This is a genomic window from Pseudonocardia sp. TMWB2A (assembly GCF_017312135.1).
Genome location: NZ_QKQY01000002.1, coordinates 1,490,512 through 1,512,979, shown reverse-complemented (window position 1 = coordinate 1,512,979; position 22,468 = coordinate 1,490,512). Strand labels below are relative to the sequence as shown.

The following is a 22,468-nucleotide window of genomic DNA, read 5'->3' as shown; positions in this document are numbered from 1 at the left end:
GCGCGTCCTCCGCGCCGGCCGGCCGGGGTATCGGAGGAACGGAGAACCGGTGACCCGATCCGCCGCACGAGACACCGCCGCCGCGCCCGACGCGGCCGCGGTGCCACCGCTGGCCGGGTTCACCGTCGGCATCACCGCCGCCCGGCGCGCCGAGGAGCTCGCCACGATGCTGGAGCGCCGCGGCGCCAGCATCCAGCACGGGCCCGCATTGCGCATCGTGGCCCTCGCCGACGACGCCGACCTCGAGAACCGCACCCGCGAGCTCGTCGCCGCACCACCGGACATCACCGTCGCGACCACCGGGATCGGCTACCGCGGCTGGATCGAGGCCGCCGACGGCTGGGGGCTGGGCGAGGACCTGCTCGCCGCGCTCGGCCGCTCGGAGATGCTCGCCCGCGGCCCCAAGGCGCGTGGCGCGATCCGCGCGTCGGGCCTGGTCGACGCCTGGTCCCCGGAGTCGGAGTCCACCGCCGAGGTGCTGGAGCACCTGCTCGACCGCGGCGTCGAGGGCACCCGGATCGCGGTGCAGCTGCACGGCGAGCCGCTGCCCGACGTCGTCGACGCCCTGGAGATGGCGGGCGCCGAGGTCGTCACGGTGCCGGTCTACCGGTGGGCGCCGCCGCTGGACCTCGGCCCGCTGGACCGGCTGATCGACACCACCCTGGCCGGCGGGATCGACGTCCTGGCGTTCACCAGCGCCCCCGCCGCGGCCGGGATCCTCGCCCGCGCCGGGGAACGCGGTCTGCGCGAGGACCTGCTCACCGCGCTGCGCGGCCCCGTGCTGGCGCTGTGCGTCGGCCCGGTCACCGCGGCACCGCTGGAGGCGCTCGACGTGCCGACCGTGCAGCCGCAGCGCTCCCGGCTCGGCGCGATGGTGCGGACCTGCGAGTCCGTCGCCCCGGCCCGGGCCCGCAGGCTCCCGGTCGGCGGCCACCAGCTGGAGCTGCGCGGACACGCGGTGCTCGTCGACGGCACGCTGTGCCCGCTCCCGCCGACGCCCATGGCGCTGCTGCGGCTGCTCGCCAAGCGCCCCGGCCGGGTCGTGTCCCGCGCCGAGCTGCTCGCCGCGCAGCCCGGTGGGGCGGGCGACGAGCACGCCGTCGAGAACGCGATCGGCCGGCTCCGCGCGGCACTCGGCGTCCCCGGCCTGGTGCAGACCGTGGTGCGCCGCGGCTACCGGCTCGCACTCGAACCCGAGCACGGCGCGCACTGCGCCGAGGACCCGGAGGTGACCCGGTGACCGGGCTCCCGCTGCTCCTCGTCGCGCACGGGTCGCGCTCCGACGCCGCCGACGCGGTGATCCGGTCGCTGGCCGCGGCCGTCGCCGCACGCGGCCCGCAGGTCGAGGTCTGCTACGTCGACGTCCGCGGCCCCAAGGTCGTCGACGCCGTGATCGGGCTGCAGGACCGCGGCCACGACGGCGCCGTCGTCGTCCCCGCGTTCCTCGCCGCCGGCTACCACGTGCGCACCGACCTGCCCGCCCAGCTCGCCGAGGTCGGCGCCGACCCGGCCCGGTTCCCGGTCACCCGCTCCATGGGTCCCGACCCGCTGCTCGCCGCCGCGGCCCTGGACCGGCTGCGCACGGCCGGCTACCGCGACGGCGACGCCGTCGTCCTCGCCGCCGCCGGCTCGTCGGACCCGTCCGCGGTCGCCCAGGTGCACGCGAGCGCCGGGATGCTCGCCCGCCGGGTCGGCCGTCCGGTCCCGGTCGGGTTCGCCGCCACCGGCAGCCCGTCGGTGACCGAGCTGGTCGCCCGGCTGCACGACGCCGGGGAGCAGCGGGTCGCGGTCGCGTCCTGGCTGCTGGCCCCCGGCGTCTTCCAGACGCGGCTGCTCGGGTCGGGGGCCGACGTCGTCGCCGACCCGCTGGGCGTGCACGACGACGTGGTGACCGCCGTCCTCAAGCGCTACGCCGCCGGGGCCGCCGCAGTGCTCGCCGCCTGACCGTGCCGCGGCCCGACCCGGACCTGGTCGCCCGGCTGCGGGCGGCGGGCTGCGTGTTCGCCGAGGACGAGGCCGCGCTGCTCGCGGCCGCGGCCGACGGGCCGGAGCTGGAGACGCTGGTCCGGCGCCGCGTCGCCGGGGAGCCGCTCGAGCACGTCCTCGGCCGGGTGGACTTCGACGGGCTGACCGTGCGGGTCACCCCGGGGGTGTTCGTGCCGCGCCGTCGCAGCGAGGCGCTGGTGCAGGCGGCCGTCGCCGCGCTGCCGGGTTCCGCGCATCCCGGGCGCCCGCTCGTGGTCGACCTCTGCTGCGGCTGCGGGGCGCTCGGGCTCGCCGTCGCGCGACGGGCCGCCGTCGAGCTCCACGCCGCCGACGCCGACCCGGTCGCCACCGCCTGTGCCGCGCAGAACCTGGCCGGGGTGGGGACGGTGCACACCGGGGACCTGTTCGCCGCGCTGCCCACCGGGCTGCGGGGACGCGTCGACGTGCTCGTCGCGAACACCCCCTACGTGCCCAGCGGCGCGATCGGCTCGATGCCCCCGGAGGCCCGCGACCACGAGCCCCGCACCGCGCTCGACGGCGGCCGCGACGGCCTCGACCCGGCCCGCCGGGTGGCCGCGGGGGCGGGGGAGTGGCTCGCGCCGGGCGGGGCGCTGCTGATCGAGACGGGCACGGCCCAGGCTCCGGTGCTGGCGCAGGTGTTCGGCGGGCACGGCCTCGTCGCGCGCATCGGGCACGACCAGGACCGCGACGCGACCTGGGTGCAGGGCCGCGTCACGGTCTGACCGGGGGCTTCGTCTCCCGCTTTGCTCTGCTCACCGATACGCAGCAGCCCGCCCAGCCGCCCCGTCGATCACCGCCCGGCGCATCGAGACGCACGTTTCCGCCCCGGCGAGGGCGAGAACGTGCGCCTCGATCGGGCGGCGGGCGACTGCTGCGTCATGGTGAGCAGAGCGCTCAGCCTGTGGTCACCACCAGGCGTCCGGGAGCGTCCGCGGTCCAGGCCCGCTCCACGTCGCCCAGCTCCGCCACCCGCAGTGGGATCCGGAGCCCCTCGGCCGCGACGGCGTCGAGCAGGCGCGGCAGCTCCGCAAACAGCAGCGCGGGGTCGATGCTGCCCCCGCCGCTGCCGGACACGTCGATCCGGCGGGCACGCAGGATCGCCGCGTCGAGGGCGACGGTCCGGCCCGCGAGCGCCCCGATCTGCACGTAGTGCACCGGTCGGCCGCCGTGCCGGAGGCTGCCCGACCGCAGCGCCTCGAAGGTCGCCCCGGCGACCGGTCCCCACAGGTAGTCGAGGACGACGTCGGGACCGCCGTCGAGCACGGCCGCGAGGGCGGCGGTCGTCGCGGCGGGGTCGTCGGAGAGTCGGACGGGGACGACCCGGTCGTCGTCGGCGACCTGCTCCAGCGCGGCGGGGTTGCGCCCCGCGGCGATCACCCGGCCCGCGCCGTGGTGCAGCGCGATCCGCACGGCGAGCCCGCCGGAGGCGCCCGTCGCGCCGAGGACGAGGACCGTGCCACCCGGCGGGACGCCCCGGTCGACCAGCGGCATCCACGACGACATCGCCGGGTTCACCACCGCCGCGGCCAGCTCGGTCGGCAGCGCGTCCGGCACCGGCACCGCCCACCCCGCCGGGACCACGGTGCGCTCGGCGATCGTCCCGTAGGGGGTGGGGCAGCCGCCGGTGTAGATCCGGCGGCCGTCGAGCTCGGCGATCCCGTCCACCCCCGCGACGAACGGCAGCGTGTCCCCGGCGGAGTAGTGGGTGCCCGCGGCGACGGACCGCACGAGCTGGTGCACCCCGGCGGCGAGCATCCGGACCTCGACGGTGCCGTCACCGGCCACGGGATCGGGGAAGTCGGCGCAGGCAGGCGGCGCGCCGAAGGTCGAGACGACGGCTGCCTTCATGAGGACACCTCCGTTGAACAGTGTTCAAATCCGATGTCGCCTACACTCCTCTGAACACTGTTCAACGTCAAGGGGGCGGCGTGGCTCTGGACCGCGACGCGATCGTCGACGCCGCGTTCGACCTGCTCGCCGAGGGAGGCCTCGACGCGATCACCGCCCGCGCGCTCGCGACCCGGCTCGGCGTGCGTGCCGGGGCGCTCTACTACCACCTGCCGGACATGGCGGCCCTGCGCGACGAGATGGCGACGCGCATCGTGCGGCGGATGCTGGAACGGGTGGGCGAGGCCGCCGGACTGGGCTGGGTGGACCTGCTGCGGTCGGCGGCGACCACGAGCCGGGACACGCTCCTCGGCCACCGGGACGGCGCCCTGCTCGTGGCCGGCACCTACCTGCTCGACGACGCGGCCCTGCGCTCGCTGGAGGTGCCGCTGGCCGCTCTCGTCGCACAGGGGTTCACCCCGCTCGACGCGCAACGGGCGCTGACGACGGTGAACGCGTTCGTCGTCGGGCACGTCATCGAGGAGCAGCAGCGACACGACCCGGTCCGGGGTGCGGCCTACACCGCCGAACGGCGCCGGGCCCGGCTCGACCCCGACGCCCAGCCGCTGACCCACGCGCTGAGCGACGAGGTCGCCGCGCTGCCGGTCGAGACCTTCACCTGGGGGGTGGAGGCGATCGTCGCCGGGATCGGGGCGCGCCGGCGGGCCTGAACCGGCTCAGCGCCTGCGGTGCTCGCGGGGCAGCCGGCCGTCGACCATCAGGATCCCCTCGGCCCGCAGCCGGGCCGCCTGCTCGGCGGCGATGTGCGGGGCCGAGCGCCCGTCCGCGCGCAGCACCCGGTGCCACGGCAGGTCGTGGCCGTCCTCGGCGAGGATCCGGCCGACCAGGCGCGCCGAGCGGATCCCGGCCAGCTCGGCCACCTCGCCGTAGCTGAGGGTCTGCCCGGGCGGGATCGACCGGACGACCTCACGCACCCGCTCCAGGGTCTCCTCGTCCACGCCTGCAGTCTGACGTTGTCGGTGCCCCGTGGTCTCATCGCCCCATGAGCCGAACAGCCACCGAGCAGGCGTCGCCGCGCCTGGTGCGTGCGGACCCCCGGCCCGCTCCCGTGCGGGAGTGGTCCGGTGCCGCCGCGCGGGTGCTCGCGCACGAGCGCGGTGCGCTGCGGGTGCTGGGCGGGCCGGGCACGGGCAAGACGAGCCTGCTGCTCGACGCGGTGGTCCGCCGGATCCGGGCCGGGGAGCCGCCGGGGTCGGCGCTGCTGCTGGTGGGCAGCCGCCGGGCCGCGGAGGAGCTGCGCGGCCGGCTCACGTCGCTGCTGACCGCGGGCGGGGGTGAGCTCGCCGGGGACTTCGGTGTCCGCACCACCCGCGAGCTGCTGGTGCGGACGGTGCACTCCTACGCGTTCGGGGTGCTGCGGCTGCACGCGGCGCGCTACGAGGACCCGCCGCCGCGGCTGCTGGCCTCGGCCGAGCAGGACGTGGTGGTCCGCGAGCTGCTCGCCGGGGAGATCGACGGCTGGGGCGGCACCGTCCCCGGCTCGGGCTGGCCGGAACGGCTCGACCCGGCCCTCGGGCTGCCCGGGTTCGCCGCGGAGCTGCGGGAGCTGCTGCTGCGGGCGGCCGAGCGCGGGCTGGGGCCACGCGAGCTGGCCGAGCTGGGGCGCGAGCACGGGCGCGAGGAGTGGGTCGCGGCGGCCCGGTTCTTCCGCACCTACGAGGAGGTCACGCTGCTCCGCGGGGCAGCGGGGCGGGGTGCGCCACAGGCGACGGCCCCGGCGCTGGACTCGGCCGAGCTCGTCGCCGCCGCGCTGGACACCCTGGCCGCGGACCCGGACCTGCGGGAGCAGGAGCGGCGCCGGGTCCGGCACCTCCTGGTGGACGACGCGCAGGACCTCGACCCGCAGCAGATGGAGCTGGTCGCGGCGCTGGCCGAGCACGCCGGGTCCACGCTGCTCGCGGGCGACCCCGACCAGGCGGTCCTGACCTTCCGTGGCGCGGACCCGCAGGGCCTGACCGTGCTCGACGCGCCCACCGAGGTCCTCACCGTCGACCACCGCCAGCGGCCCGGGGTGCGGGCGGCGGGCCTGCGGGTGGCGGAGAAGCTGCCCGGCTCCGGGGTGACCCGGACCCGGCGCGGCCCGGAGCAGGACGACCCGGCCCCCGAGGTCCCGGAGGGGGCCGGGGTGGGCGAGGCGCTGCAGGTCCGGGTGTTCGGGTCGCCGTCCGCGGAGGCCGGCTGGATCGCCGACCGGCTGCGGCGCGCACACCTCGTCGACGGGGTGCCGTGGTCGGACATGGCGGTGCTGTCCCGGTCCGCGCGGCGCACCCTGCCCGCGCTGCGCCGGGCGCTGGCCGCCGCCGGGGTCCCGCTGGCCGCACCACCGGACGAGGTGCCGCTGCCGCGCCAGCCCGCCGTCGTGCCGCTGCTGCTGGTGCTGCGCGCGGCGTGGCGGCCGTCCGCGGTCGACGCCGACCTCGCGACCTCCCTGCTCACCTCACCGCTGGGCGGTGGCGACCCGATGCGGATGCGTCGGCTGCGTCGCGGCCTGCTGCGGATGCACGCCGCCGCGGGGCACGACGTGCGGACCTTCGCCGACGACGAGCGCGTCGAGGCGGGCGAGGTCGACCCGGCCGCGGCGAGCAGCGACCCGTTGCTGGTCGGGATGCTGCGCGACGCCGTCGCGGGCCGGCCCGACCCGCTGCCGATGCTCTCGCCCGCCGAGGCCGCCCCGATGCGCGACGTGGGCCGCCTCCTCGACACCGCCGCCCGCTCGATCGGCGCGGGTGAGCAGGTCGAGGAGACGTTGTGGAAGGTGTGGCGGCGCACCGGCCTGGCGAAGCGCTGGAGCGAGGCCAGCGCCCGCGGCGGCCCCGGCGGCGCGGCCGCCGACCGGGACCTCGACGCGGTCCTGGCCCTGTTCGACGCGGCCGCCCGCTACACCGACCGGCTGCCCGGCGCCGACGTCGGCGGGTTCCTGGAGTACCTGCTCGACCAGCAGCTGCCGGGGGAGACCCTGGCCCCGCAGGCGCCCCGGGGCGGCGCGGTCGAGCTGCTCACCGCACACGGCGCCCGCGGCCGGGAGTGGACGGTCGTCGCGGTGCCCGGGGTGCAGGAGGGGCTGTGGCCCGACGTACGGCTGCGCGGCAGCCTGCTCGGCCACGAACGGCTCGTCGACCTCGTCGGCGGGGTCGCCGCCCCCGACGACGCGGTCTCCCGCACGGCGCCACTGCTCGCCGAGGAGCGGCGGCTGTTCTACGTCGCCTGCACCCGAGCCCGGACGACGCTGCTGGTCAGCGCCGTGCAGGGGGAGGACGAGCAGCCCTCCCGGTTCCTCGACGAGCTCGACCCCCGCCCCGCCGACGCCGCCGAGGCCCGCCCGATGCACCGGCCCGAGCGCTCCCTGGTGATGGCCGAGCTGGTCGGGGAGCTGCGGCGCGCCGTCACCGAGCCCGACCACGGCGACCCGGCACGCGCCGCACGTCGTCACCGGGCGGCGACCCAGCTGGCCCGGCTCGCCGCGGACGGCGTCCCCGGTGCCCACCCCGACGACTGGTACGGCGTCGCGGACCTGTCCGACGGCGCCCCGCTGCGCGCCGAGGGCGAGCTCGTCCCGATCTCGCCCTCCGACGTCGAGACGATCGCCGGCTGCCCGCTGCGCTGGGTGCTGTCCCGGCACGGCGGCGACGAGACCGGCGCGCTGGCGGCGGTCACCGGGTCCCTGGTGCACGCGCTGGTCCAGGCCCGCGCCGCCGGGGCCGACCCGGTGGAGCTGGAGGAGGCGCTGCGCTCGGCGTGGCGGCGGCTGGACTCCGGGGCGCCGTGGTTCGGGCGCCGCGAGCTGGTCCGGGTGCGCGAGATGCTCGCCGCCTTCGACGACTGGGTCCGCCGCAGCCGTACCGAGGGGCTGGAGCTGGTGGCCGTCGAGCAGCCGGTGCAGCTGGACCTGGACGGCGAGGACGACAGCGAGGGCGACGACCCGGGCCTGCCTCCCGGCGGCATCGGTGCGGGCGACGACGACCCGGCGGGGGCCGCGCTCCTGCCGGTCGACACCGACGGCGACGGCGCCGGGGGGCGCGGCGGCGGGGCCGCGCGGGCGGCCCGGCGGGTCCGGCTCCGCGGCCGGGTCGACCGGCTCGAACGCGACGACCAGGGGCGCCCGGTCGTCGTCGACGTCAAGACCGGGAAGACGGCCACCTCGGCCCGGGCCACCGCCGAGCACCACCAGCTGGCCGTCTACCAGCTCGCGGCCTCGCTCGGCGCGTTCGACCAGCTCGTCGGGGGTGGGGTGGAGCCGGGCGGGGCGCGGCTGCTGTTCCTGGCCGACCGCAAGGCCAACGGGGAGGCGAAGGAGCCGCAGCAGGCGGCGCTGCGCCCGGAGGAGATGGGGCACTGGCGCGACGTGCTGATGACCTGCGCCGAGGACTCGGCGGGGGCGGTGTTCGTCGCACGCGCCGGGCCGGACTGCGACCGGTGCCCGGTCCGCACCAGCTGCCCCGCGGTCGAGACCGGCCGGACGGTGGTGGACGGGTGAGCGGGTCCGGCCGCGTACCGGCACGGGCCACGCACCCGGCCTTGCCGGGCCCGCGGTCGGGTCGTGCAGCCGGCCCGGGCTCCACACCTGTGGGGCCGGACCCCGGTCAGGTCGTGCGGACGGGCCGGACCCGGCGGTCGGCGACCCGGTCGATGACCAGCGCCGCGCCCAGCCCGAGCGCGACGGCGGCGCAGAACCCGCCGACGGTGTCGGTGGCGTAGTGCGCCCCGATCCGCACCATGCCGGCGCCAACGGTGCCGCCGGCCAGCAGCGCCGTCGCGGCCAGGGTGGCGACGGCGGGCCCGGTGCGGGCCACCGGCAGCAGCCCCACCAGCAGCAGTGCGACGAGGAGCCCGATCGACACCGCGCCGCCGGTGTGGCCGGAGGGGAAGGCGTAGCCGTCCGCGGTGGCGGTGCCGATGGTCCGGCCGATCAGCGGCTTGAGCACCGTCGTCGCGACGCCGGTCAGGCCGGGGCCGACGACGGCCAGCACGGCCAGGCGCCGTCGTCGCAGGTACAGGGCCAGCCCGGCGACCAGCAGCGCGCACAGCACGACCGTCGGCGGGGACCCGAAGGTCACCGCATCGGCGAGCAGGGAGCCCGAGCGGTGCCCCAGCGCGTCCACCGCGGTGTCGGCGCCCCGGTCGATCCGCCCGGCGGTCGCATCGCCGCGGTAGGCCCAGGCCAGGACCGCGAAGACGGCGACGGCCGCCGCCACGATCAGTGGCGCCGGCCGTCGCAACGGTCCCAGCAGGGACGGGGCGTCGGGGGTGGGGCGCACCCGGCCCAGGCTAGCCCGCGCTGCCGAGCCCCAGCGCGCTCGCCAGCCGCCGCAGGTCGCCCTCCGGCTCGGCCATCCCGCGCGTGATGATCTGGGCGCAGACGTGGTCGGCGCCGGCGTCGAGGTGCTCGTCGAGCCGGGCCGCGACCTGCTCGGGGGTGCCGTGCGCGACGAGCGCGTCGATCAGGGCGTCGCTGCCGCCGTCGTCGAGATCGGACTCGGCCCAGCCGAGCCGCTTCAGGTTGTTCCGGTAGTTGACCAGGCCCAGGTAGGGCTTCTCGACGGCCGGGCGGCCCAGGGCGCGGGCGGCGGCGGGGTCGTCGTCGAGCACGACCTTGTGCTCCGGCGCGATCAGCGGTCCGGTGCCGTAGCGCTCGCGGGTCGAACGGGTGTGCTCGGGTGTGGTCAGGTACGGGTGCGTCCCGGCGGACCGCTCACGGGCCAGGTCGAGCATCTTCGGGCCCAGCGCCGCGAGGGCACGCCCCTCGGCGGGGACGCCGAGCTCGTCGAGCCGGTTCACGTAGGCGACGAGCGCCGCGTACGGGCGGGTGTAGTCGCTGGTGGCCTCCGGGTGCCCGACGCCGATCCCCAGCAGGAACCGGCCCGAGTGCCGCGCCTCGATGCGGTGGAAGGACTCCGCGACCTCGTCGGCGGGGGTGGCCCAGATGTTCACGATGCCGGTGGCCACGGCCAGCGACGTCGTCGCGTCGAGCAGCGACTCGGTCAGTGCGAGGTCCCCGGGCGGGGAGCCGCCGACCCACACCGCACCGAACCCGAGCTTCTCGATCTCCGCGGCGAGATCGGGGGACAACCCGGTCTCGTGCCGCCAGACGCCGTACCGGCCGAGGGAAACACTCATGGTGGTGAGTACCACCGCGCGGGCCCGATCATTCCCGGTCCTACGATGGGCCCCTCCACTACGCGAGAGGCTGGAACAGCAGTGATCGACCTCAAGGCGGCCCGACAGGACCCGGACACCTTCCGCACGGCGCTGTCCCGTCGCGGTGCGTCCGCGGACTTCGACGCCCTGCTGGAGGTCGACGCCCGCTGGCGGGAGGCCACCGACCGCGTCGGCAGCCTGCGCGCCGCGGCCAAGCAGCGGCCCAAGGGCAAACCCACCCCCGAGCAGGTCGAGCAGTTCAAGCAGGAGAAGGAGGAGCTGCGCGCCGCCGAGGACGCCCTCGCCGCCGCCGACGTCGAGCGCTCCGAGCTCCTCGCCCGCATCCCGAACCTGCCCGACCCGACGGCCGCCGACGGCATGGCCGAGGAGGACGCGGTCACCGTCCGCACCTGGGGCGAGCCGCCGGTCTTCGACTTCACCCCGCGCGACCACCTGGACCTGGCGTCGTCGACGGGCCGGGTCGACATGGCCCGCGGCGCGCGGCTGTCCGGGTCGCGGTTCGCCTACCGCTTCGGCGATGTCGCGCGGCTCGAGATGGCCCTGTTCCGCTACGTCATGGACAAGCTGGCCGGCGAGGGCTTCGTCCCGGTGCTCGGCCCGGTCCTGGCGAACGAGCGGGCGATGTACGGCACCGGCTTCCTGCCGACCGAGGCGTCGAACCTCTACGAGCTGGAGAAGGACGGCCTCTACCTCACCGGCACCTCCGAGGTCGCGCTCGCCGGGATCCACATGGACGAGATCGTCGAGCTCGACACGCTGCCCGCGCGCTACGTCGCGTTCTCGACGAACTTCCGCCGCGAGGCGGGCGCGGCCGGCAAGGACACCAAGGGCATGTTCCGGGTGCACCAGTTCGACAAGGTCGAGATGTTCGTCTACTGCCTGCCGGAGAACTCCCAGGAGGTGCACGAGGAGCTGCTCGCCCACGAGGAGTCGATCGTGCAGGAGCTGGGGCTGCCCTACCGGGTGCAGAACATCTCCGTCGGCGATCTCGGCAACCCGGCCGCGAAGAAGTACGACATCGAGGCCTGGTTCCCCGTCCAGGAGCGCTACCGCGAGATCACCTCGTGCTCCAACACCACCGACTACCAGGCACGACGCCTGAACGTCCGGTTCCGCCGCGAGGCCGGAGCGCCGACCGAGAACGTGCACACGCTCAACGGGACCGGCGCCACCGCCCGCGCCATGCTCGCGATCATGGAGAACTTCCAGGACGCGAACGGGACGGTCACGGTGCCGGAGGTGCTGCGGTCCTACGGCGCCCCCGCGACCGTCGGGACCCCGCCGGCCTGATCCCGGTTCGCAGGCGGGGTGACGCGCGCGACCTCCTGACGGGGCAACCGAACGGGGGCCCGCGCGTCCTGCTTGCGTGGAGAAATCGGGGAGTGGTGTGTCGCGGGGCGGGGAACGCCCGGACACGTCGCGCCACGCCGCCCCCGCCGGGGCCGACGCCCGCCGTCCCGGTTCCCACCGTTCCGAGGACCGGCCGGACACCGCGGACTCCGGTCGGCACCGCTCGCCCGAGCCGGCCGTCGACGGACGTCGTGCCGCCGCACCGTGGCCGACCGGGCGGCGGGCCGCGTCGTCCACGCCCCGGACGACGGCACCCGCGGTCCCGCCCGTGCCGCGGCCGGTCGCCCACCGGGCGGTGGCCCCGGCGCCCGCGGCGGCAGGCCCGGTGGACGCCGCGTGGCCGACCGCCGGTCGCCGTGGGCCGGTGCCGCCGGTCCGCCGGACGTCGTCGGCAGCCGGCCCCGAGCCCGCCCGGCCCACCGCCCGCGGACCCGTCGCCCGCCCCGAGGACATCGTGGCGTCGACCGTCGCCCTGCCCGCCGCGGACCGCACCCCCGTCGACCGTGTCCCGGAGTCCCGCCGCCCCGGTCGCGTGGTGCCCGCGCCGTCGCGCCCCGCCCCGGGGACGGGCTCCCCGGACACCGTCCCGGGCCCACGCCGAGCGCCCGGGCCTCCGGCCGCCGCGGCACCGGTCTCCGCGGTCCGGACCCTCGCAGCGAGGACCCCCGCAGCGACGACCCCGGCGGCGTATGTCCCCGCGACGCCGGAGCCGGTCGCCACGACCTCCCGCATCCGCCCCACCGAACACAGAGCCCGGGCGACGGTCGTCCGCGCCGAGCGCGCGGACCGTGCCGAACGGGCGGACAGCGCCGGACGGCCGGGCCGTGCCGGACGGGCGGGCCGTGCCGGACGCCGCGAGCGCCCGGACCGCGCCGTCACCGGCCTGCGCCGCCGCATCGCGCACGGCGCCGGCGCGATGGCGCTGGTGCTCGTCGCCGTCGCCGGGCTGACCTGGACCGTGCTCGTCCCGCCGGACGGCACGGCCGTCGCCGCCGACCCGGCGACCTCCGCGCTGGACAACCAGCTGCCGCCCCCGCCGCCCCCACCCCCGCCGCAGCAGTGGCGCCAGGTCGGTGGCGACGAGTTCGACGGCTCCCGCGTCGACCGCTCCATCTGGAGCGTCTACAACTCGCCCGGCGGGTTCGGCAACGGACTGCGCCGCCCGTCCGCGGTCGGCGTCGGCGACGGCCTGCTCACCGTGACCGCGCGCCCCCGGGCCGCGGGCGGGGGCGTCTCCGGCGGCGTCGCGATGCACGACGGTCAGCTCTACGGCCGCTGGGAGTTCCGCGCCCGCACCGACGTCGGCAACGGCTACAGCCCCGCGATCCTGCTCTGGCCGGACTCCGAGCGGTTCCCCGACGACGGGGAGCTCGACATGATGGAGATCCCGTTCGGCGACCGGCACGCGGCCACCGCCTTCGTCCACTACGGCGCGCAGAACCACATCCTGTCCACCGACACCCCCGGCGACTTCACCCAGTGGCACACCTTCGCCCTGGACTGGCTGCCGGACCGGATCACCTGGTACGTCGACGGGGTGAAGAAGTGGGAGGTCACCGACCGCCGCGCGATCCCCACCACCCCGATGCACCTGGCCATCCAGCTCGACCAGGGCCCGGCGGCGAAGTGGATCCCCGGCCCGGACGCGACCACCCCCGACGAGGTACGCCTGCAGGTCGACTGGGCCCGCGTCTTCGCACCGGTCGACGACGCCGGACGCTGACCCGCCGCCGCCGGGGCCGGGCCGGGACGGCGCCGGGTGGCGAACCTGTCGGTGACGCCGGGTAGAACGGTCCGCGTGGACCCCACCCCCGCCGAGCTGGCACACGCGCTCGGTCTGCACCCGCCGACCGAGGAGCAGGCCGCGGTCATCGCCGCCCCCGCCGGGCCGGCGCTCGTCGTCGCCGGGGCGGGGGCCGGCAAGACCGAGACGATGGCGGCCCGCGTCGTCTGGCTGGTCGCGACCGGCCGGGTGCTGCCCGAGCAGGTCCTCGGGCTCACCTTCACCCGCAAGGCCGCCCAGCAGCTGGGCACCCGCGTCCGGTCCCGGCTGCGCCGCCTCGCCGGGGCCCGGCTGCTCGACGACCTGGACCCGTCCGGTGCCCGGCGCGCCGCGCTGCTGGCGGGTGAGCCCACCGTCGCGACCTACCACGCCTACGCCGGGCGCCTGGTCGGCGAGCACGCGCTGCGGCTGCCCGCCGAGCCCGCCGCCCGGCTGCTCGGCCCGACCGCGGCCTGGCAGCTGGCCCACCGGGTCGTCTCCACCTGGGCCGCGGACCTGGAGATCGACCGGGTCCCCGCGACGGTCACCGGCTACCTGCTCTCGCTGGCCGGGGAGCTGGGGGAGCACCTCGTCGAGCCGGACCAGGTGCGGCGCCTCGCCGAGCGGATGCTGCCGGTGCTGGAGCACGCCCCGCCCGGCAAGCGGCAGCGCGCCGAGCCCTCGGCCGGGTACAAGGCCCGCATCGCCGGGCAGCGGATGCGCTGCGAGCTGCTGCCGCTGGTCGAGGAGTTCGCCCGGCGCAAGCAGGCCGAGCAGGCCATGGACTTCGCCGACCAGATGGCCCTCGCGGCCCGGATCGCCGAGGCCGACCCGGAGGTCGGGCGGATCGAGCGTTCCCAGTACCGGGCCGTGCTGCTCGACGAATACCAGGACACCGGGCACGCCCAGCGGGTGCTGCTCCGCGCCCTGTTCGGCGTGCCGCCCGGGCTCGCCCCGGAGCCGGAGGACGGCCCGGACCACCGCTCGGTCACCGCGGTGGGCGACCCCTGCCAGTCGATCTACGGCTGGCGGGGCGCGAGCGCCGGGAACCTCGCGCGCTTCCGCACCGACTTCCCCGCCGCGGGCGGCGACCCCGCGCCCGTGCACGGGCTGCTCACCAGCTTCCGGAACCCGGCCGAGGTGCTCGTCCTGGCCAACCGGGTCTCCGAGCCGCTGCGGACCGCGCCCGGCACCGTGCGGGTGGGGGAGCTGCGCCCGCTCGACGGCGCCGGCCCCGGCGACGTCCGGGCCGCCCTGCTGCCCGACGTCGCGGCCGAGGTGGCCTGGACCGCCGACGGCATCGCCGAGCGCTGGCACGCCGGCCACGACGAGGGCACCCCGCCCACCGCGGCCGTGCTGGTCCGGCGCCGCTCCGACATGGACGCGCTCGCCGCCGCGCTGCGCGACCGGCGGGTCCCGGTGGAGGTCGTCGGGCTCGGCGGGCTGCTGTCCACCCCCGAGGTCCGTGACCTCGTCTCCGCGCTGCGGGTGGTGTCCGACCCGCTCGCCGGACCGGCCGCCGTCCGGCTGCTGACCGGGCCGCGCTGGCGGCTCGGGATCGCCGACCTGGCCGCGCTGTGGCAGCGCGCCCGCGAGCTCGTCCCGCACCGCCCGGCCCGCCCCGGGCCGCTGTCGGCCGCCGACCTGGCGCTCGGCGCACTTCCCGGTGAGCAGGCCGAGCAGGCCGGTCTCGTCGACGCCCTCGACGACCCGGGCGGCCCGGAGCGCTACTCCCCGGCCGGGTTCGACCGGATCCGGCGCATCGGCCGTGAGCTCGCCCAGCTGCGCGCCCGCACCGCGGCCCCGCTGACCGACCTGGTCGCCGACGTCGAGCGGACCCTGCTCCTCGACGTCGAGACGATGGCCCGCCCCGGCCCCACCGGCCGGGCGCACCTCGACGCGTTCGCCGACGTCGTCGCCGACTTCGCCGCCGGTGCGGACGTGCCGTCGCTGCCGGGTCTGCTCGACTACCTGGAGACCGCCGAGCAGGCCGAGGAGGGGCTGACCCCCGGCGAGGTGGAGGTCGCCCCGGACCGGGTGCAGATCCTGACCGTGCACGCGGCCAAGGGGCTCGAATGGGAGGTCGTCGCCGTCCCGCACCTGGTCGCCCAGGTCTTCCCCGGCCGCAAGATGTCCGGCTCCTGGCTCAAGGACCCGGCCGCGCTGCCGGTGCCGCTGCGCGGCGACGCCGACGACCTGCCCGGCCTGGCACTGCCCCCGCCCGGCGCCGACCGCAAGCAGGTCGAGACCGCCCTCGACGACCACGACGACGCCCTCGACGAGCGCCGCCTCGGTGAGGAGCGCCGGCTGTTCTACGTCGCGCTCACCCGGTCCGAACGGGTGCTGCTGGTGTCCGGGCACCGCTGGCCCGCGACGGGGGAGAAGCCGAAGGAGCCCTCGGTGTTCCTGACCGAGCTCGCCGAGATCCTGGAGGGTCCCGGCGGCTCCGAGGTCGGTGTGCTGGAGCAGTGGGCACCGCCGCCCGAGCTGGGCACCGGCAACCCGGCGCTGGGTGTCGAACGGACCGCGCAGTGGCCGCCGGACCCGTTCGGCGACCGCGCCGACGACGTGCGCTCCGGGGCCGACCTGGTCCGCGCCGCGCTGCGGGCCCGGCGCCCGAAGCGGCCGCGCCGCGCCGCGCCCGCCGACCAGCTCGCGCTGGAGCTGCCCTCGGCTCCCGACGCGGAGCCCAGGGCCGGCGTGGTCGACGCCGAGGGGGACCCCGAGGGCTGGGCCGCCGACGTCGACGTCCTGCTCGCGGAGCGGGCCGCCGCCGCGCAGCGGCCCACGGTGTCGCTGCCCGGGCGGCTGTCGGTGAGCCGGCTCGTCGAGCTCGCCGACGACCCGGACGCGCTCGCCGTGCGGCTGCGCCGTCCGGTGCCGATGCCGCCCAACCAGCACGCCCGCCGCGGCACCGCGTTCCACGCCTGGCTGGAGCAGCGCTTCGGCGCGGAACGCCTGCTGGACATCGACGAGCTGCCCGGCGCCGCCGACGAGTCGGTCTCCTCGGAGGCCGACGCGACCGAGCTCGCCGAGCTGCAGGCCGCGTTCGAGGCGTCGGAGTGGGCGGACCGGCTGCCCGTCGACGTCGAGGTGTCGTTCGAGACGGTGCTGGCCGGGGTCGCCGTGCGCGGCCGGATGGACGCGGTGTTCGCCGACCCCGACGGCGGCTGGACGGTCGTGGACTGGAAGACCGGTGGCCTGCCCGCCGAGGACCGCAGGCAGGCGGTCGGGGTGCAGCTGGCCGCGTACCGGCTGGCGTGGGCGGCACTGCAGGACGTCGAGCCGGACCGGGTGCGGGCGGCGTTCCACTACGTTCGCGACGGCGTCACCCTCCGCCCGGCCGACCTGCTCGACGCCCGCGCGCTGCACGACCTCGTCGCGGGGGTGCCGACGGCCTCGGCCGAGGTATAGACATCGTCTATCGCGAACCGTCGGAGCATCGACGGCGCGACGGGATGGCTCCGCGGCCGGGGCGCGCTGTACCGGACGGGCACGGAGGTACCGGGCCCGGAAGGAGTACGGCGATGCGGGCGCGCAGGACGATCGGGACCGTGGCGGCCGCGGGAGTGGCGGTGGCCGTCCTCGCGGGCTGTGGCGGAGCGGCGGCGACCGGGACGACCGGCCCGGCGGACTCCGGCGCCGGGACGACGGCCGCGCCGGTGGGCGCGGCACCCCGCCCGGCCGACGACGCCGACCTGGTCGACCGCACGCACGGGCTGGTCGAGCCCGGCACGGTCCATGTGGACGGATCGCTCGACACCGAGGCGGCCCGGCACGCCGTCGGCGTCGCGCAGGAGCTCTACACGTTCTGGGACACCGGCGACCGGACCCACCTGGACCGGGCCGTCGACCCGTCGTTCGTCGACCGGACGCTGCCCGCCGGACGCCCCCAGGGGCCGGACGGCCCGGTGGCCGCTTCGGCCGGGTTCCGGGCCGCGGTGCCCGACCTGCACTGCGAGCTCGCCGACCTGTACGTCACCGGCGACACGGTCACCGCTCGGCTGGTGTTCCGTGGCCGGTTCACCGGCGGGTACGAGGGGGTGCGGGGCCACGGGCAGGTGATCGACTTCGGCGCGATCGACGTCCAGCACATCGGCCGGTCGGGGCGGATCGTCGAGGACTGGCACCTGGAGGACAACCTGACGTTCCTGCAGCAGGCCGGGATCGTGCGCGGCTGAACCCCGCCCCGGCACCCCGGAACGCGGAGAGCCCGCGCCCCCGTCGACGGGGACGCGGGCTCTCCGCGTGGGGTGGCTCGGGTCAGTGCGACTCGGCCTTGGCGATGCCGGCACCGGTCAGGGACCGGACCTCCATCTCGGCGTACTTGCTGCCGTCGTGGCGCTTCTGCCCGATGTAGGTACCGACCACGCCGAGCAGGAACGACAGCGGGATCGAGACCAGGCCGGGGTTGGCCAGCGGGAACCAGGCGAAGTCCACGGTCGGGAAGATCGAGGTCTCCTTCCCGGAGACCACCGGCGAGAAGACGATCAGCACCAGGGTGCTGATCAGGCCGCCGTAGATCGAGAACAGGCCGCCGGTGGTGTTGAACCGCTTCCAGAACAGCGAGTACAGGATCGTCGGCAGGTTCGCCGACGCCGCCACCGCGAAGGCCAGCGCCACGAGGAACGCGACGTTCTGGTCCTTCGCGAGGATGCCGCCGACGATCGCGACCACGCCGATCACGATCGCGGTCCGCCGGGCGACCCGGACCTGGGTGGCCTCGGTGTCCTTGACCTCGCCCCGCTTGATCACGTTGATGTAGACGTCGTGCGCGAACGAGGCCGACGCGGTGATCGTGAGCCCGGCGACGACCGCCAGGATCGTCGCGAACGCGATCGCGGCGATGATGCCGAGCAGCACCGGTCCGCCGAGGGCGGCGGCGAGCAGCGGCGCTGCGGAGTTCACCTTGCCCGGCGCGGCCTGGATGGCCTCCGGCCCGACGATCGCACCGGCGGCGAAGCCGATGACCAGCGTGAACAGGTAGAACAGGCCGATCAGCCAGATCGCGACCTCGACCGACTTCCGGGCCTCCTTCGCCGTCGGCACCGTGTAGAAGCGCATCAGCACGTGCGGCAGCCCCGCGGTGCCGAGGACCAGCGCGATCCCGAGGGAGATGAAGTCGATCTGCGAGGTCAGCGACGCGCCGTACTGCTGGCCGGGGGCGAACAGGCCCTCGCCCTTCGGCGAGCCGTCCGCGGCGGCCTGCATGATCGACGAGAAGTTGAAGCCGAACAGCGCCAGCGCCCAGATCGTCATGACCAGCGCGCCCGCGATGAGCAGCACCGCCTTGATCATCTGGACCCAGGTCGTACCGCGCATGCCGCCGATGAGGACGTAGGCGATCATCACGACGCCGACGACCGCGATCACGACGCCCTGGGCGAAGCCGCCCGAGATGCCGAGCAGCAGCGAGACCAGCGCACCGGCACCGGCCATCTGCGCGAGCAGGTAGAAGAACGACACCGCGAGCGTCGAGGTGGCCGCCGCGGCGCGGATCGGGCGCTGCTTCATCCGGAACGCCAGGACGTCGCCCATGGTGAAGCGGCCGGTGTTGCGCAGCAGCTCCGCGACCAGCAGCAGCGCGACCAGCCACGCGACCAGGAACCCGATCGAGTAGAGGAAGCCGTCGTAGCCGTTGATCGCGATGGCGCCGGCGATCCCCAGGAACGACGCCGCCGAGAGGTAGTCACCGGCGATCGCGAACCCGTTCTGGGTGCCGGAGAAGCCGCCGCCTGCGGTGTAGAAGTCGGCCGCGGTCTTCTTCGCGTGCCGGCTGTTGACGTAGAACACGATCCCCAGCGTCACGATGACGAACGCCAGGAAGATCGAGATGTTGAGCGCGGGGTTGCTGTCCGCCGTCGCCGCCAGGACTGTCGGGCTCATCGGGTCCCCTCGATCTCGCCGCGGAGCTTCGACGACAGCGGGTCGAGCACGCGGTCGGCGTAGCGGATGTAGACCACGGTGATCGCGAAGGTCGACACGAACTGCAGCAGCCCGAGGATCAGCCCCAGGTTGATGTTGCCGAGCACCGGGGTGGCCATGAAGTCCGTCGCGAAGGTCGCGAGCAGCACGTACAGCAGGTACCAGGCCAGGAACCCGGCGGTCACCGGGAACACGAACCCGCGCAGCCGCTTGCGCAGCTCCTGGAAGTCGGGGCTCGCCTGCACGGCGGCCCAGTCGGGAGTGTCCGGCGTCGGACCACCGGGCTGCTCGTCGGACTCGGTCGTACTCACGTATGCCTCCTTGCACAAGCCACGCACGGCCACGGGACCGGACCCAGGAAAGGGCCTTCGGGCCGTGTGCGGAACCCCACACGCACGCTCCGGGCGGCCCAAGATGCGAGCGGCCGACGACCGGACGATCGAGCGCGGCACCGAACGACGAGCGGTCTTGACGCCGATGTCGCCGCTACGCTAAAGCGCTCACTCCCGATCGGCCAGATGGAGCCGCAGCATCGTAACTTCCGCGTCCGACGGAACGTGATCGCCCAGTGACACGGCGATCATGACGAGGAACGCGCAGGGCACCGACCACAGCGCGGGCTGGGCGAGCAGCATGCCCGCCGTCCCGCCGAGCCCGAGCGTGGCGCCCAGCGCCATCGACCCGACCGTCGCGAGCAGCCCGGTGACCATCCCGGCGTACGCGCCGCGTGCGGTCAGCCCCTTCCACCACAGGCCGAGCACCAGCAGCGGGCAGAACGTCGACGCCGCGACGGTGAACGCCGACGTCACCGCCGCGCTGACGTCGACGCGCACCATCAGCAGCGCCGCCGGTACGACGGCCGCCGACGCGGCCAGCGCGGTCAGCCGCAGCCGGCGCAGCCCCGAGGGCATGAGGTCGTGGGCGAGCGCGCCGGACAGCGCGAGCAGCAGCCCGAGCGAGGTGGCCAGGAACGCGGCGAACGCCCCCGCGGTGAGCATCGCGGTCAGCGCCGCCGCGGTGCCGCCGCCGGTGACGCGGCCGGGCAGCGTGACGATCGCTGTGTCGGTGCCCTGCGAGAGGTACAGCTCGGGGGTGAGCACCGTCCCGAGCAGCCCGTAGACGATCGGGAACAGGTAGAACGCGCCGAGCATCGCGACGGTGATCGCCGCGGTGCGCCGGGCGCCGCGCCCGTCCGGGCTGGTGTGGAACCGCACGATGATGTGCGGCAGCCCCATCGTCCCCAGTGCCGTCGCGACCAGCACCGACCAGGTCGTCAGCAGCGGCGAGGTGTCGGCGGTGCCGAGCAGCGGCAGCGCCCAGTCGGCGCTGCCGGGGACGGGCAGCGACGCCCGGTCGCCGCCCAGCTCGGGCACGGCGGCACCGTCGGGGAAGACCCAGACGGCGTCGGCGGCGGCGTGGTGCGGGCCGGGGGCGAGCGGGACCGGCACCCCGTCGACGACCACGACGGTCGGCTCGGTCAGCACGAGCTCGGTGTCGAGCCGGAAGTCGACCGGGGTCTCGGCGGTGAACCGGGTGAACTCCGGCGGTGCGGCCATGTCGGCGCGCAGCTGCGGCCCGGCGAGCAGCAGCAGCCAGATCGCGGGCCCGGCGAACAGCAGGAGCTTGAGCGCGAACTGGAACGCCTGCACGTAGGTGGCGGCGCGCATCCCGCCCAGCGCCAGGGTCAGCCCGACGGCGAGCCCGGACACCACGACCCCGACCCAGTAGTCGACACCCGACACCAGCGTGAGCAGCTGCCCGGCCGCGACGATCTGCGGCACCAGGTAGAGCACCGCGATCACCACGACGACCACCGCGCAGAACCGGCGCAGCGACCGCGACCCGAGGCGGGCCTCGGCGAACCCGGGCACGGTCAGCGCCCCGGAACGGCGCATCGGCGCGGCGACCAGCGCGAGCATCAGCAGGTAGCCCGCGGCGAACCCGACCGGGTACCAGAGCGCCCCGGTGCCCTCCTTGATCACCAGCCCGGCGACGCCGAGGAACGACGCGGCCGACAGGTACTCCCCGGAGACCGCGGCCGCGTTGAGCATCGGCGAGGTCCGCCGGGACGCGACGAGGAAGTCCGAGGTGGTGCGCATCGCCGCGACGCCACGTGCCCCGATCAGCACCGTGACCAGCAGCAGGGCGACGACCGCGGCGGCCGTCACGGGCGTTCCGCGCGTTCGGCCCGGCGCAGGTGCCACCACGCCAGCACGCCGAGCAGCGGGTACGGCAGCCAGGCGACCGCGATCCAGCCCAGCGGGAGTCCCCCGACCCGCCACTGGGCCAGGTCCGGCGCGAGCCGCAGCAGTACCGGCAGCCCGAACAGCAGCACCGCGGCGCAGGCCAGGGTGACCACGGCACGCCGCAGCTGGGCCCGGCGCAGCCCGCGGGCCCGCTCGGCCAGCCCCGGGTCGAGCGACGCGGCCGGCTGCGGGCGCGGTACGGCGGTCCCCCGCTCGGGCGGTGCGCTGACCGCGACCCGGCGCGGGCGGGCGGTCACGGCCGCCCCCGGCCGCTTCCCGGGCCGTCGCCGTCGGGGGCGCGGTGGCCGTCGAGCGCCCCGGCGGTGGCCGCGGCGAGCAGCTGGTCGCGCAGGTCCCGGGCGTGACGACGGCTGACCGGCACGTCCCCGGCGTCGGTGTGGGCGAGCAGGCCGCCGCCGGCGTCGCTGCGCAGCTCGCGGACCGCGGGCAGGTGCAGCAGGAAGCTGCGGTGCACCCGGACGAAGCGGTGCGGGTCCCAGTGCTCCTCCAGCCGGGACAGCGGGATCCGCACCAGGTGCGAGCCCCCGGGCAGGTGCAGCCGCACGTAGTCGCCGTGGGCCTCGACGAAGCGGACGTCCTCGCGGCGGACGTAGCGGGTGCGCCCGGCGGCCTCGACCGGCAGCACGGCGAGCTCGTCGACGCGGGGCAGCGCGGGCCCGGACGGTTCCGGTGCGGTCGTGCCCGGGGTGCCCGGCCCGGCGGCCGAGCGGCCCGCCCGGGCCCGGTGCACCCGGCCGAGCGCGTCGGCGAGCCGGTCCGCGCCGACCGGTTTGAGCAGGTAGTCGACGGCGCCGAGGCCGTACGCCGCGACGGCGTGCTCCTCGAACGCCGTCACGAAGACGATCTCCGGCGGCGTGGCCATCGCGGCCAGCACACCGCCGAGCTCCAGGCCGTCCATCCCGGGCATGGTGATGTCGAGGAAGACGGCGTCGAACCGGCCGGTGGGGATCGCGCGCAGCGCCTCGACCGCGCCGCCGGCCCGGGCGACCTCGCCGACGTCGGGCGCGTCGGCCAGCAGCGCGCAGATCTCGTCGAGGGCGGGGGCGACGTCGTCGACGGCCAGCACGCGCAGCGGCTCGGCGGAGGCGGTCAC

The 22,468-nt window shown here is 76.4% G+C and carries 18 protein-coding genes; 9 read left to right on the top strand and 9 right to left on the bottom strand.

The genetic code is table 11. The features are described 5' to 3' along the window. Window positions 1–49: 49 nt before the first annotated feature. Genes DMP17_RS21525 through DMP17_RS21515 form a run of 3 tightly spaced genes read left to right on the top strand, consistent with a single transcriptional unit; the run spans window position 50 to window position 2,729 of the window. On the top strand, window positions 50–1,240 hold the full coding sequence (locus DMP17_RS21525; protein WP_226367138.1) for a uroporphyrinogen-III synthase: 1,191 nt from the start codon (window positions 50–52) through the stop codon (window positions 1,238–1,240). Next, complete coding sequence (locus tag DMP17_RS21520) at window positions 1,237–1,944, top strand: sirohydrochlorin chelatase (RefSeq protein ID WP_226355357.1); 708 nt, start codon at window positions 1,237–1,239, stop codon at window positions 1,942–1,944. Before DMP17_RS21525 ends, DMP17_RS21520 begins: the two co-directional genes overlap by 4 nt. Before the next feature lie 2 nt (window positions 1,945–1,946). Continuing rightward, window positions 1,947–2,729: a putative protein N(5)-glutamine methyltransferase gene (locus DMP17_RS21515; RefSeq protein ID WP_337830419.1), complete on the top strand. Its 783-nt coding sequence runs from the start codon at window positions 1,947–1,949 to the stop codon at window positions 2,727–2,729. 172 nt (window positions 2,730–2,901) lie between these two features. On the opposite strand, the gene DMP17_RS21510 is transcribed toward DMP17_RS21515, so the two are convergent. Then, the gene (locus DMP17_RS21510; protein ID WP_337830418.1) at window positions 2,902–3,855 is read right to left on the bottom strand and encodes a quinone oxidoreductase family protein; all 954 of its coding nucleotides are present in this window, start codon (window positions 3,853–3,855) and stop codon (window positions 2,902–2,904) included. An 80-nt stretch (window positions 3,856–3,935) separates the two neighbouring features. Here DMP17_RS21510 and DMP17_RS21505 point away from each other — a divergent pair, with 80 nt between their 5' ends. Continuing rightward, window positions 3,936–4,565, top strand: coding sequence for a TetR/AcrR family transcriptional regulator C-terminal domain-containing protein (locus DMP17_RS21505; RefSeq protein ID WP_226355361.1), 630 nt, complete (start codon window positions 3,936–3,938; stop codon window positions 4,563–4,565). A 6-nt stretch (window positions 4,566–4,571) separates the two neighbouring features. Here DMP17_RS21505 and DMP17_RS21500 read toward each other — a convergent pair whose 3' ends face one another. Then, window positions 4,572–4,853: an MGMT family protein gene (locus DMP17_RS21500; protein ID WP_226355362.1), complete on the bottom strand. Its 282-nt coding sequence runs from the start codon at window positions 4,851–4,853 to the stop codon at window positions 4,572–4,574. 44 nt (window positions 4,854–4,897) lie between these two features. Here DMP17_RS21500 and DMP17_RS21495 point away from each other — a divergent pair, with 44 nt between their 5' ends. Next, a complete protein-coding gene (locus tag DMP17_RS21495) occupies window positions 4,898–8,389 on the top strand; it encodes an ATP-dependent helicase (protein ID WP_226355363.1) in 3,492 nt (1,163 codons plus the stop codon). A 106-nt stretch (window positions 8,390–8,495) separates the two neighbouring features. On the opposite strand, the gene DMP17_RS21490 is transcribed toward DMP17_RS21495, so the two are convergent. Both DMP17_RS21490 and DMP17_RS21485 read right to left on the bottom strand, forming a co-directional pair. Continuing rightward, the gene (locus DMP17_RS21490; RefSeq protein ID WP_337830417.1) at window positions 8,496–9,170 is read right to left on the bottom strand and encodes a phosphatase PAP2 family protein; all 675 of its coding nucleotides are present in this window, start codon (window positions 9,168–9,170) and stop codon (window positions 8,496–8,498) included. Between the two features lie 10 nt (window positions 9,171–9,180). Then, window positions 9,181–10,029 carry an LLM class F420-dependent oxidoreductase gene (locus DMP17_RS21485; protein WP_337830416.1) on the bottom strand — a complete coding sequence of 283 codons (849 nt, stop codon included), beginning with the start codon at window positions 10,027–10,029 and terminating at the stop codon, window positions 9,181–9,183. Window positions 10,030–10,110: 81 nt separating this feature from the next. Here DMP17_RS21485 and serS point away from each other — a divergent pair, with 81 nt between their 5' ends. The 4 genes from serS to DMP17_RS21465 all read left to right on the top strand — a co-directional run bounded on the left by serS (window position 10,111) and on the right by DMP17_RS21465 (window position 17,364). Beyond that, complete coding sequence (gene serS, locus DMP17_RS21480) at window positions 10,111–11,361, top strand: serine--tRNA ligase (RefSeq protein WP_337830415.1); 1,251 nt, start codon at window positions 10,111–10,113, stop codon at window positions 11,359–11,361. A 97-nt stretch (window positions 11,362–11,458) separates the two neighbouring features. Beyond that, complete coding sequence (locus tag DMP17_RS21475; RefSeq protein ID WP_337830414.1) at window positions 11,459–13,144, top strand: family 16 glycosylhydrolase; 1,686 nt, start codon at window positions 11,459–11,461, stop codon at window positions 13,142–13,144. Window positions 13,145–13,219: 75 nt separating this feature from the next. Further along, window positions 13,220–16,597: an ATP-dependent helicase gene (locus DMP17_RS21470; RefSeq protein ID WP_337830413.1), complete on the top strand. Its 3,378-nt coding sequence runs from the start codon at window positions 13,220–13,222 to the stop codon at window positions 16,595–16,597. Between the two features lie 113 nt (window positions 16,598–16,710). Continuing rightward, window positions 16,711–17,364, top strand: coding sequence for an ester cyclase (locus DMP17_RS21465; protein ID WP_226355369.1), 654 nt, complete (start codon window positions 16,711–16,713; stop codon window positions 17,362–17,364). An 82-nt stretch (window positions 17,365–17,446) separates the two neighbouring features. Here DMP17_RS21465 and DMP17_RS21460 read toward each other — a convergent pair whose 3' ends face one another. From DMP17_RS21460 to DMP17_RS21440, 5 genes are all read right to left on the bottom strand, one after another. Further along, window positions 17,447–19,069: a solute symporter family protein gene (locus DMP17_RS21460; protein ID WP_226367132.1), complete on the bottom strand. Its 1,623-nt coding sequence runs from the start codon at window positions 19,067–19,069 to the stop codon at window positions 17,447–17,449. Then, window positions 19,066–19,419: a DUF485 domain-containing protein gene (locus DMP17_RS21455; RefSeq protein ID WP_226367131.1), complete on the bottom strand. Its 354-nt coding sequence runs from the start codon at window positions 19,417–19,419 to the stop codon at window positions 19,066–19,068. Before DMP17_RS21455 ends, DMP17_RS21460 begins: the two co-directional genes overlap by 4 nt. 189 nt (window positions 19,420–19,608) lie before the next feature. Next, window positions 19,609–21,276, bottom strand: coding sequence for a sodium/solute symporter (locus DMP17_RS21450; RefSeq protein ID WP_337830412.1), 1,668 nt, complete (start codon window positions 21,274–21,276; stop codon window positions 19,609–19,611). Beyond that, entirely contained in the window at window positions 21,273–21,611 is a 339-nt protein-coding gene (locus DMP17_RS21445) for a hypothetical protein (protein WP_226367129.1), read from the bottom strand. Before DMP17_RS21445 ends, DMP17_RS21450 begins: the two co-directional genes overlap by 4 nt. After that, on the bottom strand, window positions 21,608–22,468 hold the full coding sequence (locus DMP17_RS21440; RefSeq protein WP_226367128.1) for a LytR/AlgR family response regulator transcription factor: 861 nt from the start codon (window positions 22,466–22,468) through the stop codon (window positions 21,608–21,610). Before DMP17_RS21440 ends, DMP17_RS21445 begins: the two co-directional genes overlap by 4 nt.